Source organism: Variovorax sp. J22G73 (assembly GCF_030317035.1).
Classification (GTDB): domain Bacteria; phylum Pseudomonadota; class Gammaproteobacteria; order Burkholderiales; family Burkholderiaceae_C; genus Variovorax.
Window position 1 is genome coordinate 128,993 of the sequence record NZ_JASZYK010000014.1, and the last position, 12,428, is coordinate 141,420.

General features: G+C 69.0%; 11 protein-coding genes. 3 read left to right on the forward strand and 8 right to left on the reverse strand.

Annotated features, from left to right (window positions below):
• Nucleotides 1-2 precede the first annotated feature (2 nt).
• Both QTI51_RS33140 and QTI51_RS33145 read right to left on the reverse strand, forming a co-directional pair.
• Nucleotides 3-980 carry a magnesium and cobalt transport protein CorA gene (locus QTI51_RS33140; RefSeq protein WP_286517423.1) on the reverse strand — a complete coding sequence of 326 codons (978 nt, stop codon included), beginning with the start codon at nucleotides 978-980 and terminating at the stop codon, nucleotides 3-5.
• A gap of 61 nt (nucleotides 981-1,041) precedes the next feature.
• Nucleotides 1,042-1,659: a hypothetical protein gene (locus tag QTI51_RS33145; protein WP_286517424.1), complete on the reverse strand. Its 618-nt coding sequence runs from the start codon at nucleotides 1,657-1,659 to the stop codon at nucleotides 1,042-1,044.
• A 220-nt stretch (nucleotides 1,660-1,879) separates the two neighbouring features.
• On the opposite strand from QTI51_RS33145, the gene mutS reads away from it, so the two are divergent.
• The 3 genes from mutS to QTI51_RS33160 are packed head-to-tail and all read left to right on the forward strand — an operon-like array spanning nucleotide 1,880 to nucleotide 6,163.
• Nucleotides 1,880-4,477 carry a DNA mismatch repair protein MutS gene (gene mutS / locus QTI51_RS33150; RefSeq protein ID WP_286517432.1) on the forward strand — a complete coding sequence of 866 codons (2,598 nt, stop codon included), beginning with the start codon at nucleotides 1,880-1,882 and terminating at the stop codon, nucleotides 4,475-4,477.
• Nucleotides 4,478-4,505: 28 nt separating this feature from the next.
• Nucleotides 4,506-5,345, forward strand: a complete 840-nt coding sequence (locus tag QTI51_RS33155) for a proteasome-type protease (protein ID WP_116912950.1) — start codon at nucleotides 4,506-4,508, stop codon at nucleotides 5,343-5,345.
• A 5-nt stretch (nucleotides 5,346-5,350) separates the two neighbouring features.
• The gene (locus QTI51_RS33160) at nucleotides 5,351-6,163 is read left to right on the forward strand and encodes an alpha/beta fold hydrolase (RefSeq protein ID WP_116912949.1); all 813 of its coding nucleotides are present in this window, start codon (nucleotides 5,351-5,353) and stop codon (nucleotides 6,161-6,163) included.
• A 151-nt stretch (nucleotides 6,164-6,314) separates the two neighbouring features.
• On the opposite strand, the gene QTI51_RS33165 is transcribed toward QTI51_RS33160, so the two are convergent.
• From QTI51_RS33165 to QTI51_RS33190, 6 genes are read right to left on the reverse strand one after another with little or no spacing between them, the layout of a single operon-like run.
• The gene (locus tag QTI51_RS33165; RefSeq protein ID WP_116912948.1) at nucleotides 6,315-7,787 is read right to left on the reverse strand and encodes an amidase; all 1,473 of its coding nucleotides are present in this window, start codon (nucleotides 7,785-7,787) and stop codon (nucleotides 6,315-6,317) included.
• Between the two features lie 51 nt (nucleotides 7,788-7,838).
• A complete protein-coding gene (locus QTI51_RS33170; RefSeq protein WP_207786819.1) occupies nucleotides 7,839-8,183 on the reverse strand; it encodes an AzlD domain-containing protein in 345 nt (114 codons plus the stop codon).
• Entirely contained in the window at nucleotides 8,183-8,923 is a 741-nt protein-coding gene (locus QTI51_RS33175; RefSeq protein WP_286517425.1) for an AzlC family ABC transporter permease, read from the reverse strand. Before QTI51_RS33175 ends, QTI51_RS33170 begins: the two co-directional genes overlap by 1 nt.
• Complete coding sequence (locus QTI51_RS33180; protein ID WP_116912947.1) at nucleotides 8,920-10,590, reverse strand: dipeptide ABC transporter ATP-binding protein; 1,671 nt, start codon at nucleotides 10,588-10,590, stop codon at nucleotides 8,920-8,922. The genes QTI51_RS33175 and QTI51_RS33180 overlap by 4 nt, the downstream gene beginning before the upstream one ends.
• A gap of 13 nt (nucleotides 10,591-10,603) precedes the next feature.
• Nucleotides 10,604-11,476 carry an ABC transporter permease gene (locus QTI51_RS33185; protein ID WP_116912946.1) on the reverse strand — a complete coding sequence of 291 codons (873 nt, stop codon included), beginning with the start codon at nucleotides 11,474-11,476 and terminating at the stop codon, nucleotides 10,604-10,606.
• A 1-nt stretch (nucleotide 11,477) separates the two neighbouring features.
• Nucleotides 11,478-12,419, reverse strand: a complete 942-nt coding sequence (locus QTI51_RS33190; RefSeq protein WP_286517426.1) for an ABC transporter permease — start codon at nucleotides 12,417-12,419, stop codon at nucleotides 11,478-11,480.
• Nucleotides 12,420-12,428 lie beyond the last annotated feature (9 nt).

Consider the following 12,428-nt stretch of genomic DNA (forward strand, 5'->3'; position numbering starts at 1 on the left):
CCCTACAGCCAGCCTGCGCGCCTGAACCGGTAGTAGAGGTAGCCGCAGGTGCTCACGATGAGGGCCAGCGCCACCGGGTAGCCGTAGTGGAATTTCAGCTCCGGCATGTGCTCGAAGTTCATGCCCCAGATGCCGGCGAACGCGGTGCACACCGCGAAGATGCTGGCCCAGGCCGCCAGGCGCTTGGTGACTTCGCTTTCTTCGATGGTCACCATCGACAGGTTCACCTGGATCGCCGTTCCGATGGTGTCGCGCATGGCGTCGATGGAGCCGTTGATGCGCCCCAGGTGGTCGCCCACGTCGCGAAAGTACTCCTGCGAGCTCATGCAGATCTGCGGCACCCGCCCGCCGTGCATCTTGCCGGCCGCCTCCAGCAGCGGCGCCACCGCGCGCTTCAGGATCATGCTGCGGCGCTTCAGGTCGTACAGCTGCTTGATCTTGTCGCGCGCCGCGCCGCCCTGGCCGAAGATCTGCTGCTCGATGCTCTCGAGCTCCACTTCCAGCGCGTCGATCACCGGAAAGTAGCGGTCGACCACCGCGTCCATCAGCGCATACAGCACAAAGCCCGCGCCGTTGCGCAGCAGGTCGGGCTCGCGCTCGCAGCGCTCGCGCACGCCCAGGAAGCCCTGCTTGCTGCGGTTGCGCACCGACAGCACGTAGTTGGTACCGACGAACACGTCGACCTCGCCCACGTTGGTGCAGTGCTCGCCTTCGGGCGAGGGCTCCACCAGGTGCATGACCACGAAGAGCGAGTCGCCGTACTCCTCGACCTTCGGGCGCTGGTGGCCGTGGTGGGCGTCTTCGACCGCCAGCGGATGCAGGTTGAATTCCTTCTGCATCTCTTCCAGCTCTTCGTTGGAGGCGTCGCTCAGCGCCACCCACACGAAGCAGCCCGGGCGGCTGATGTAGTCGCTGATGTCCTCGACCGAGATGTCGGCGAGCTTGGCGCCGTTTTCATACGCCACGCAGTTGATCAGCATCGGTGCTCCGAATGAATCGCGGTTGGTTGGAATGGCCGGGGGTGGGCCCGTTCAGGACAGTTCAGGGCGCGTCGGCGTCGGCGGTTGCTGCAAGGCGGGCCGTGGCGGCCAGCGCCGCGTCGATGGCTTGCGTTTCGCGGCGAAGCAGGGCGAGGCCCTTGTCAGCAAGAGCGGTATGGCTGGCCACGTCGGCCCACAGGCTGGCAGCCGCCTCGGCGCAGGTGAGCGAGGCGAAACGGATGCGGCCCTTCGCCAGTTCGACGAAGCGCTGTTCGCGCAGCGGGTCCGCGCGGTCCCAGGCGCCGCCGATGAGCACCCGCTTGCCGCGCTTGACGCGCGGTTCCAGCTCGGCGAAGAAAGGCAGCTTGGCGGAGAGCCAGCCGGCCAGGCCGGTGTTCAGCGCGGTGTCGAACGCCGACGGCGCGGCATGCGCCCTGGCGAACTCGCGCAGGGTGCCGAGTTGATACAGCACCGCGTCCTTCGGACCGGCCGCGCCGCCTTCGACGGGCCGGATGACCGACGGCGGGCTGCCCGCGCGGCCTTCGGGCCGTTTCGATTTGCGCAGGTCCGCGAGCTGGGCCGGTGACATGCAGAGATAGAGCGCGGCCAGTTCGGCGGGCAAGGTGGCGGTGTCTGGCAGCGCCAGGGCGCCGGCATCAGGGCCTTGGGGTTCGTTCATTTGGGCCATGGGCGCCTTGTTCTTCATGCGCGGGTCGCGCTGGCGGATTTTAGGGGGGTGGGTGCATGCGAGTGGTGCTGCCTGAAATGCCCGGGCGCTCCGGCAGCCAGTGAACCTGGTAGTCGGCTGAGCCGTCCGCCCGTCCCCGATAATCGCCCGAGTGAAAACGACGACTGCCCAACCCCCCCCCTCGACCAGCGACTTTTCCGGGCACACGCCCATGATGGCGCAGTACCTAGGCCTCAAGGCCAACCACCCGGACACCTTGCTGTTCTACCGGATGGGCGACTTTTACGAGCTGTTCTGGGCCGATGCCGAAAAGGCCGCGCGCCTGCTCGACATCACGCTCACGCAGCGCGGCCAGTCGGCCGGGCAGCCCGTGGTGATGTGCGGCGTGCCCTTTCATGCGGTCGACACCTACCTGGCGCGGCTCATCAAGCTGGGTGAATCGGTGGCCATCTGCGAGCAGGTGGGCGAGGTCGGCGCGAGCAAGGGACCGGTCGAGCGCAAGGTGATGCGGGTGGTCACGCCCGGCACGCTGACCGACTCCGAGCTGCTCAGCGACAAGAGCGAATCGCTGCTGCTCGCGGTGCACGCGGGCACGCGCAACTTCTGCGGGCTGGCCTGGCTCAGCGTGACGGGCGCGGAGCTTCGGCTGGCCGAATGCCCGGCCGACGCGCTCGAGACCTGGATCGCCCGCATCGCGCCCAGCGAACTGCTGTACAGCGCCGAGGTCACGCCCGCCTTCGAGCAGCGCCTGAAGGCCGCGCGCGCCGCCACCCCCTTCACGCTGTCGATCCGCCCCGCGTGGCAGTTCGACGGCGGCCTGGGCGAGCGCAAGCTCAGCGAGCAGATGGGCAGCAACAGCCTGGCGGCTTGGAACGCCGAGTCGCTCACCAACGCGCATGCCGCGGCCGCCGCGCTGCTGGGCTACGCAGAACATACGCAAGGCCGCGCGCTCTCGCACGTGCAGCGCCTGTCGGTGGAGCGCGACGGCGACCTGATCGAGCTGCCGCCCACCACGCGGCGCAACCTCGAGCTGGTGCAGACGCTGCGCGGCGAAGAGTCGCCCACGATGTTCTCGCTGCTCGACACCTGCATGACGGGCATGGGCAGCCGGCTGCTGAAGCGCTGGCTGCTATCGCCGCGCCGCGATCGCTCCGAGGCGCAGGCGCGGCTCGAGGCCATCGGCGCGCTGCAGTCCACGGTGCTCGGCGGCACGGCCGCGCCGTGGCGCACGCTGCGCGAGCAACTGAAGAACACCAGCGACGTGGAACGCATCGCCGCGCGCATCGCGCTGCGCCAGGTGCGCCCGCGCGAACTGCTGGCACTGCGCCTGGCGCTATCGAAAGCGGAGCAGCTCGCCCCGCTGCTGCCCGCCGCCTCCGAGCTGCTCTCCCGCATCACCGAGCGCCTGGCGCCGCCGCCGGGCTGCGCTGACCTGCTGGTGAGCGCCATCAAGCCCGACCCGTCCGCGCTGGTGCGCGACGGCGGCGTGATTGCCACCGGCCACGACGCCGAGCTCGACGAGCTGCGCGCCATCAGCGACAACTGCGACGACTTCTTGCTGAAGCTCGAAATCAGCGAGCGCGAGCGCACCGGCATCAGCAACCTGCGGGTGCAGTTCAACCGGGTGCACGGCTTCTACATCGAGGTGACGCAAAGCGCGCTCTCCAAGGTGCCCGACAACTACCGCCGCCGCCAGACGCTGAAGAACGCCGAGCGCTTCATCACGCCCGAGCTGAAGGCCTTCGAGGACAAGGCGCTGAGCGCGCAAGACCGCGCGCTGGCCCGCGAGAAGTGGCTGTACGAGCAGCTGCTCGATGCGCTGCAGCCCTCGGTGGGCGCGCTCACGCAACTGGCCGGCGGCATCGCCACGCTCGACGCGCTGTGCGCGCTGGCCGAGCGCTCGCACACGCTGCACTGGCGCGCGCCCAGCTTCGTGTCGCACCCTTGCATCGAGATCTCGCAGGGCCGCCACCCGGTGGTGGAAGCGCGGCTGGCCGAAAAGTCGTCGGGCGGCTTCATCGCCAACGACACGCAACTGGGCCCGCAGCAGCGCATGCAGGTCATCACCGGCCCCAACATGGGCGGTAAATCGACGTACATGCGCCAGGTGGCCATCGTGGTGCTGCTGGCTTCCATCGGCTCGCACGTGCCGGCCGCGGCCTGCAGGCTCGGGCCCATCGACGCCATCCACACCCGCATCGGCGCGGCGGACGACCTGGCCAACGCGCAGTCGACCTTCATGCTGGAGATGACCGAGGCCGCGCAGATACTGCACAGCGCCACGGCCCAGTCGCTGGTGCTGATGGACGAAATCGGCCGCGGCACCAGCACCTTCGACGGCCTGGCGCTGGCCGCGGGCATCGCGGCCCAGCTGCACGACCGCAGCAAGGCCTTCACGCTGTTCGCCACGCACTACTTCGAGCTGACCGAGTTCCCGGCCACGCACCATGGCGCGGTGAACATGCACGTGAGCGCGACGGAAGCAGGCCGCGACATCGTCTTCCTTCACGAAATGCAGCCCGGCCCGGCCAGCAAGAGCTACGGGATCCAGGTGGCGCGGCTGGCCGGCATGCCGGCCGCGGTGGTCAACCATGCGCGCCAGGCGCTGGAGGCGCTCGAATCGCAGCATGCGCAAACGCGTGCGCAGGTCGACCTGTTCGCACCGCCTCCGGTGGCCGAAACGCCCTTGTCCAGCGCCGTAGAATCCGCCCTGGCTGCGCTCGACCCCGACACCATGAGCCCGCGCGAGGCACTCGACGCCTTGTACGCCCTTCAAAAATTGAACAAACGCGAACAGGCCGCCGGCTGACCGGGCACTGTTCATGCGAGATGAACTCATGACTTACTGCGTAGGCATCAAACTCAACGCCGGCCTGGTGTTCCTGTCCGACTCGCGCACCAATGCGGGCGTGGACCACATCAGCACCTTCCGCAAGATGATCGTCTACGAGCAGCCGGGCGACCGCGTGATGGTGCTGCTGTCTTCGGGCAACCTCAGCATCTCGCAGTCGGTGCGCGAAATTCTCCAGATCGAGGAGCTGCGCGAAACCCGCGAAGACGGCACGCCCGGCGAGCCCATCACCATCTGGAACGCCAAGAGCATGTTCGACGCCGCCCGCGTGCTCGGCTCGGCGGTGCGCCATGTGTACGACCGCGACGCCGAGGCGCTCAAGCATGCGGGGCTGGACTTCAACGTGTCCTTCATCTTCGGCGGGCAGGTCAAGGGGGAGGGCATGCGCCTGTTCCTGGTGTACGCGGCCGGCAACTTCATCGAAGCGACCACCGAAACGCCCTACTTCCAGGTCGGCGAGTCGAAGTACGGCAAGCCCGTGCTCGACCGCGTGCTCACCCCCGAGACCCCGCTGGACGAAGCCGCCAAGTGCGCGCTGGTGTCGATGGACTCGACCATGAAGTCGAACCTGTCGGTCGGCCTGCCGCTCGACCTGGTGGTGTACGAGGCCAACAAGCTCGAGACCGACCGCGTGATCTGCATCGACGCCGACAACCCCTACTACCGCATGATGCACAACAGCTGGGGCCAGAAGCTGCGCGAGGTGTTCGACAGCATCGAAGACCCGGTGTGGGACGACAGCCATACCGAGCATCCGTTGAAGATGCCCGCAACGCGCCACGGCGCCCTGCGCAAGATCTCCACCCCCGACGAAAAGCTGATCTGAACCCCGTGCCCCCGGTCGTTTTCTCGCACGGCAACAGCTTTCCCGCCAGCACCTACCGCGTCGTTCTCGACAGCCTGCGCGCCCGCGGCTTCGAGGTCGACGCCATCGAGAAGTTCGGGCACGACCCGAAGTACCCGGTGACCGACAACTGGCCGCACCTGGTGCAGCAGCTGGCCGACTTCGCCAAGCTGCGCGCCGAACGCGCGGGCGGCCCGGTGTTTTTGGTCGGCCACTCGCTGGGCGGCTTCCTGAGCCTGATGTGCGCGGCGCGACACCCCGAGCTGGCACGTGGCGTGGTGCTGGTCGACTCGCCCATCCTCGGCGGCTGGCGCGCCAACACGCTCAACGTGGTGAAGCGCACGCCGCTCATGAAGAGCATTTCGCCAGGCGCCATCAGCCGCAAGCGCCGCAACAGCTGGGAGCACCGCGAGGCGGTGTTCGAGCATTTCCGCAGCAAGAAGGCCTTCGCGAAGTGGGACGAGCAGGTGCTGCACGACTACATCGACCACGGCACCTTCGACGGCGACAAGGGCGGCGAAGACGGCCGCGAGCTCAGCTTCGACCGCGACGTGGAAACCGCCATCTACAACACCCTGCCCCACAACCTGGGCGCCTTGCTGCGCGCGCACCCGCTCAAGTGCAAGGCGGCCTTCATCGGCGGGCGCCAGTCGGCCGAGATGAAGCGCGTGGGCATGACGATGACCCAGCTGGTCACCAAGGGCCGCATCGCCATGATGGACGGCACGCACCTGTTTCCGATGGAAAAGCCGCTCGCGACAGCGGCGGCCATCGAGGCCGCGCTGCGCAACCTGCTCTGAGCGGCTGCAGGCGCCGCGTCATCACCCCGTGATGACGCACGCGCAGGTCACGTGTCGGTGACGTGCAAGCAGGTCACGCGTTCGTGAGGTGCAAGGAGGTCACGCGTTCGTGAGATGCAAGCAGGTCACGCGTTCGTGAAGTGCAAGCAGGTCACGCGTTCGCGACGTGCACCCCCGGCCGCTGCCCCGCGTTCCACTTGCCCCCCAACGCCCGCTCGATCTGCGCGGCCAGCTGCAGCAGCAGCCCGTCGTTCGCCTGCGCCGCCTGCGCCTGGATGCCCAGCGGCAGGCCGTTTTCCTGTGCTGCCATCGGCAGCGAGATGCCCGGCAGCCCGCACAGGTTCGACAGCGGCGTGTACGCAAAGTTTTGCCACAGGTTGGCGAACCAGTCGTACACCGAGGGGTTGGTGCTGGTCGTCAGGTATTCGCTGGTGCCCACCTTGGGCGTGGGCAGCGCGGTGATGGGCGTGAGGATGATGTCCCAGCGCTGGAAGAAATTGCCGAACGCGCGCGAGGTCGTGTTGAACACCGCCTGCATCTTCGAGCGCTCGGTGTACGAGGTGTTCAGCCCGGCTTCCCAGATCTTGATGTTGATGGGCTCCAGCAGCTCGGCCGGCGGGCGCTCCAGCCCCAGGCGGTGCAGGTGGCCGTCGATGACCTGCGCGAAGTTGCTGATGTAGCAGGTGGTCTGCGCGGCAAAGGCGGTCTGAAAGTCGACTTCGGGCAGCACCCACTCCACGTGGTGCCCCAGCCCTTCGAGGAACTTGCCCGTGCGCTCCAGCTCGGCCACGAAATGCGGCGTGGCGCGAAAGTCGCCCCACTCGTGCGACAGCGCGATGCGCAGGCGGCCCGGGTCTTTGCGGATGAGTTCGCTGTACGGTTCGGCGGGCGACCAGAAGGGCATGAACTCGCCCGGCGCGCCGCCGCGGCAGTGATCGACAAAGGCGGCCGTGTCGCGCACGGTGCGGCTGTGGCAGCCCTGGATGGACACCAGCCCCGACAGGTCCGACAGCCCTGGCGCCAGCGAGAACACGCCGCGCGACACCTTCAGGCCGATGTTGCCATTCACGCCCGCCGGAATGCGGATGGAGCCGCCGCCGTCGGTGGCGTGCGACAGCGGCAGCACGCCCGCGGCCACGGCCGCCGCCGTGCCGGCCGACGAGCCGCAGGTGGTGTATTCGAGGTCCCACGGGTTGCGCGTGACGTGCAGCGCGTTTTCCACCGAGCTGCACACGCCGAACTCCGGCGTGGTGCTGCGGCCCACGATGTTCAGGCCGGCCTTGCGCAGCTTTTCCGTGAGGAAGCTGTCGGCCGCCGGGCGGTTGCCCTGCATGATCATCGAGCCGAACTCCTGCAGCCGGCCCTTCAGCGTGGGGCCCAGGTCCTTCATGAGGTACGGCAGGCCGGCGAACACGCCTTCGGGGTCCATGCCGTCCTTCAGCGGGTCGGCCACCACGTCGTCGAACACCTCGACCACCGCGTCGAGCCGCGGGTTGACCTTGGCGATGCCGGCCGCGGCCTGCGCGGCCAGTTCGGCCGCCGTCACGTCGCCCTTGCGCACGCGCTCGGCCAGCGCCATGCCGTCGTGCGCGGCCCATTCGTCCCAGCTCATTGCCAGCGTCATCTCATGTACTCCAGTTCGCTTCAAAAAAATGTGGATCGGTCGTTGTTCGTTTCATGGCCAGCCGAAGCCCAGCCGCAGGAGCATCAGCGTACCCGTGCCGACCAGGATCGTCCCGGCCACGTCGTTTCGCCGGACCAGGTAGTAGGCCAATGCGGCGCCCACTGCAAAAAGCCGCGCATCGTGCCAGTCGGACAGCAGGCGCCCGTTGCTCAGGAACACGTCGGGCACCACCATGGCGAGCAGCGCCGCCACCGGGGCGTGGCGCAGCCCGCGCCACAGCCAGCCGGGCAGCCTGGGTTCGCTGTCGGGCAGCAGGAAGAAGCTGCGCGTGAGCACCGTCACCACCACCAGCGCGCCCACGGCCAGCCACACGTAGGCCTCGTGCCCAAGGTGCATCAGCGCGCACCCCAGTGGCGGTCGGCCCAGGTGCCCGCCACGAAGGCGGTGGCAATGGCCGCGACCACGTTGAGCCCCATCGGCAGCGATGCTGTCGCCAGCGCCACCGCGCCCGCGGCCAGTGCCGAGCAGCGCACCGCGCGGTCGGTGAGCATCGGCAAGGCCAGCGCCAGCAAGGCGAGCACGCCGATGAAGCGCAGGCCCCATGCAGCCGGAATGGCGTCGGCCAGGAAGATGCCCGCCAGCGACGCGACGTGCCACGCCGCCCAGTTGGTCAACGCCAGCCCCAGAAAGTAGCCCTGCTGGCGCGCCGTGGCGCGCCCTTCAGGCGAAGGCTGCGGATGCCGGTGCACGAACTGCGCATACACCGGGTCGCCCGCCAGGTACGACAGCAGCACGCGCGCGAGCCGGCGGTGCGCGCCGAAATAGCGCCGCCAGTTCACGCTGAACACCACGAAGCGCAGGTTCAGCACGCACGCGGTCGCCACGATCACCCACAGCGGCGCGCCGGCCGCGATGAGCGGCAGGCAGGCCAGCTGCGAGGCGCTGGCGAACACCAGCAGCGACATCGCCAGGATCACGCCCAGCCCGACGCCGCTCTTGGCCATGGCCACGCCGGCCACCAGCCCCATGGCCATGGTGCCCAGCGCCGCGCCCGCGATGTCGCGCCGCCCTTCGGCAAAGGCGCCGCGCCAGGCGGGGTCGTCGATGGCCGCGCGCCAGGCGCCCCGCAGGCTCACTGCGCGCTCGCGAGTTCCGCGCGCGGCGCCGCCGCCAGCAGCCGCCGCGTGTACGCGTCGGCCGGCGCGTTGAACACCTGCCCCGTGGGGCCCTGCTCCACGATGCGGCCCTGGCTCATGACGATGACGCGGTCGCACAGCTGCGCGGCCACGCGCAGGTCGTGCGTGATGAACAGAATGCCCAGCCCCAGGTCGCGCTGTATCTCGCGCAGCAGATCGAGAATCTGCGCCTGCACCGACACGTCGAGCGCCGACACGGCCTCGTCGGCCACCAGCACCTGCGGCTGGCAGGCAATGGCGCGCGCGATGGCCAGGCGCTGGCGCTGGCCGCCGGAGAACTGGTGCGGGTAGCGCTCCAGCGCGGTGCGCGGCAGCTGGATGCGGTCCATCAGCTCTTCGGCGGTCTGGCGTGCGTGCAGCTTGCTCAGCCCGAAGTTCATCGCGCCCTCCACCATCGACGAGCCCACGGTGCGCCGCGGGTTCAGCGAACGGTTCGGGTCCTGGAACACCACCTGCACGCGCGAGCGCAGCGGCCGCAGCCGGCCCTCGGGCAGGTCGCGCACCTCGGCGTCGCCCCACAGGATGCTGCCCGCGCTGGGCGCGATCAGCCGGATCATGCAGCGCGCGAAGGTCGACTTGCCCGAGCCCGACTCGCCCACCACGCCCACCGTTTCGCCGCGGTGCACGGCCACGCTCGCGTCCTGCAGCGCGGTGTTGTGCTTCGCGCGGCCGAGCCAGTCGCGCCGCGTGTAGACCTTGCCGACGCCGGTGCCGCTCAGCAGCGGCTTGCCGCCGGGCAATGCGCGCGCGGGCGGCGGCGTCATGCCGGGCACGGCGTCGAGCAGCATGCGCGTGTAGGCCTCGCGCGGCTGGCGCAGCACCTGTTCGCACGGGCCCTGCTCCACCAGCGCGCCGCGGTGCATCACCATCACGTCGTCGGCAATTTCCGCGACCACGCCCATGTCGTGCGTGATGAAGAGCACCGCGCTGCCCTGCTCGGCCTGCAGCTCGGCGATGAGCTTCAGTATCTCGGCCTGCGTGGTCACGTCCAGCGCGGTGGTCGGCTCGTCGCAGATCAGCAGGCGCGGCTTCAGGATGATGGCCATCGCGATCACGATGCGCTGGCGCTGCCCGCCCGAGAGCTGGTGCGGGTAGCTCGCATGAATGCGCGCCGGCTCGGGCAGCCGCACGCGCTCGAAGATGGCGATGGTGTGCGCCTTGCGCTCGGCCGCGCCCCATGCGGTGTGCGTGCGCAGCAGCTCGTCGACCTGCTCGCCGCAGGTGAGCACCGGGTTCAGCGCCGTCATCGGCTCCTGGAACACCATGCCCATGCCGGTGCCGCGCAACTGGCGCAGCCGCTTGTCGGAGGTGAAGCGGCCCTGCGCCACCAGCTTCTCGCCGCACAGCATCACGTCGCCGGCCTTCAGCGTGAGGCCCTTGGCCAGCAGGCCCATCACCGTGGTGGCCAGCACGGACTTGCCCGAGCCCGACTCCCCCACGATGCACAGCGTGCGCCCGGCCTCGATGCGCAGGTCGAGCCGTTCGATGGCGTGCGGGCGGTCGGCGTCAGAGGGCAACGCCACCTGCAGGCCGCGCACTTCGAGGATGGGGGCGCCCGGGTTGGAACCGGGTGTGGAACCGGATGTGGAATCGGATGTGGCGTTCATGAAAATCTGCGCCTCACACGCGTTTGGAGAACTTGGGGTCGAGCACGTCGCGCAGGCCGTCGCCCAGCATGTTGATGGCCAGCACCGTGGGCACCAGGAACAGCGCGGGGAACAGCACGTTGCCCGGGCTCTGCGAGAACTGCACGCGCCCCTCGGCCATGATGTTTCCCCAGGTGGGCACGTCCGACGGCAGGCCCAGCCCGAGAAAGCTCAGGATGGCCTCGGTCAGCACGGCCGAGGCCGCGATGAAGGTGCCCTGCACGATCAGCGGCGCCAGCGCGTTGGGCAAGATGTCGCGCCACAGGATGGTCGCGTCGGCCGTGGCCAGCGCGCGCGCGGCCTCCACGAAGGGCTCGTCGCGCAGGCTCATCACCAGCGCGCGCACCAGGCGCGTCACGCGCGGCACCTCGGGCACGGCAATGGCCAATATCACCGTCGGCAGGCTGGCGCCCAGCACCGCCACCAGCGTGATGGCCAGCAGCACGGCGGGAATGGCCATCACGCCGTCCATCACGCGCATCAGCACCGCGTCGACCGCGCGGAAGTAGCCCGCCAGCATGCCCAGCAGGCAGCCGAAGGCGATGGCGACGAAGGCGGTGAACAGGCCCACCGTCATCGAGATGCGGGTGCCGTAAAGCACGCGGCTCCACACGTCGCGGCCCACGCTGTCGCTGCCCATCCAGAAGGTGTGGGCGAACTGCGCGCCGTCGGGCAGCGTCACCTGGCCCGCGGTGCCCGCGCCCACCGAGATGAAGCTCGGGTCCATCACCGAGGGGTCGAAGGTGCCCAGCCAGGGCGCGAACACGCCCAGCAGCGCGAGCACCACCAGCACGACGATGCCGCCGCGCACGGCGCTGTTGCGCCAGAGTCTTTTCAAGGTGCTCATGTCAGTAGCGAATGCGTGGATCGATGAACAGGTAGCTCACGTCCACCAGCAGGTTGACGGCCACGTACACCACGGCGAAGAACAGCACCACGCCCTGCAGCACCGGAAAGTCGCGGTTCAGCACCGCGTCCACCGTGAGCTGCCCCAGGCCCGGAATGGCGAACACCGTCTCGGTGACCACCACGCCGCCCAGCAGCAGCGCCGCGCTCACGCCGATCACCGTGACCACCGGCACCGCCGCATTGCGCAGCGCGTGGTGCTTGAGCACCTGCAGCTCGGTGATGCCCTTGGCGCGCGCGGTGCGAATGAAGTCTTCGGTCAGCGCCTCGCTCACCGCGGCGCGCGTCACGCGCGACAGCAGCGCCACGTAGGTGATGGCCAGCGTGAGGCATGGCAGCACCAGCTGGTTCAGCCATGGCCCCACGCCTTCTCCTATGCGCCGGTAGCCCTGCACCGGAAACCACTGCAGCTTCATCGCCAGCAGATAGATCAGCACATAGCCGACCACGAACACCGGCACCGAGAAGCCCGCCACCGAGAACGCCATGACGGCCTTGTCGAGCCAGCCGCCCATGCGCCACGCGGCCAGCGTGCCAAGCGGCAGCGCAATGGCCACCGCCAGCAGCAGCGTGCCGCCGGCCAGCGAGAGCGTGGGCTCCATGCGCTGGCCGATGAGCTCCAGCACCGGCTTGTTCAAAAAGAACGAGAAGCCCAGGTCGCCGTGCAGCACGCCGTTGCCCCAGATCGCGAACTGCTCCCACAGCGGCCGGGTGAGGCCGAGCTGCACGCGGATGCGGTCCAGGTCTTCGTTGGTGGCGCTGTTGCCGCCGATGACGGCCGCCGGGTCGCCGGGCGTGAGGCGCACGATCATGAAGATCGCCACCGCCACCACCAGCAGCACGGGAATGGTGGCGAGCAGGCGCTTGCCGAGGAAGGTCAGCATGGACGGGCC

Coding starts and splice junctions, on each gene's coding strand:
- QTI51_RS33140 (WP_286517423.1), bottom strand. CDS start 980: ATGCTGATCAACTGCGTGGCGTATGAAAACGGCGCCAAGCTCGCCGAC.
- QTI51_RS33145 (WP_286517424.1), bottom strand. CDS start 1,659: ATGAACGAACCCCAAGGCCCTGATGCCGGCGCCCTGGCGCTGCCAGAC.
- mutS (WP_286517432.1), top strand. CDS start 1,880: ATGATGGCGCAGTACCTAGGCCTCAAGGCCAACCACCCGGACACCTTG.
- QTI51_RS33155 (WP_116912950.1), top strand. CDS start 4,506: ATGACTTACTGCGTAGGCATCAAACTCAACGCCGGCCTGGTGTTCCTG.
- QTI51_RS33165 (WP_116912948.1), bottom strand. CDS start 7,787: ATGACGCTGGCAATGAGCTGGGACGAATGGGCCGCGCACGACGGCATG.
- QTI51_RS33170 (WP_207786819.1), bottom strand. CDS start 8,183: ATGCACCTTGGGCACGAGGCCTACGTGTGGCTGGCCGTGGGCGCGCTG.
- QTI51_RS33180 (WP_116912947.1), bottom strand. CDS start 10,590: ATGAACGCCACATCCGATTCCACATCCGGTTCCACACCCGGTTCCAAC.
- QTI51_RS33185 (WP_116912946.1), bottom strand. CDS start 11,476: ATGAGCACCTTGAAAAGACTCTGGCGCAACAGCGCCGTGCGCGGCGGC.
- QTI51_RS33190 (WP_286517426.1), bottom strand. CDS start 12,419: ATGCTGACCTTCCTCGGCAAGCGCCTGCTCGCCACCATTCCCGTGCTG.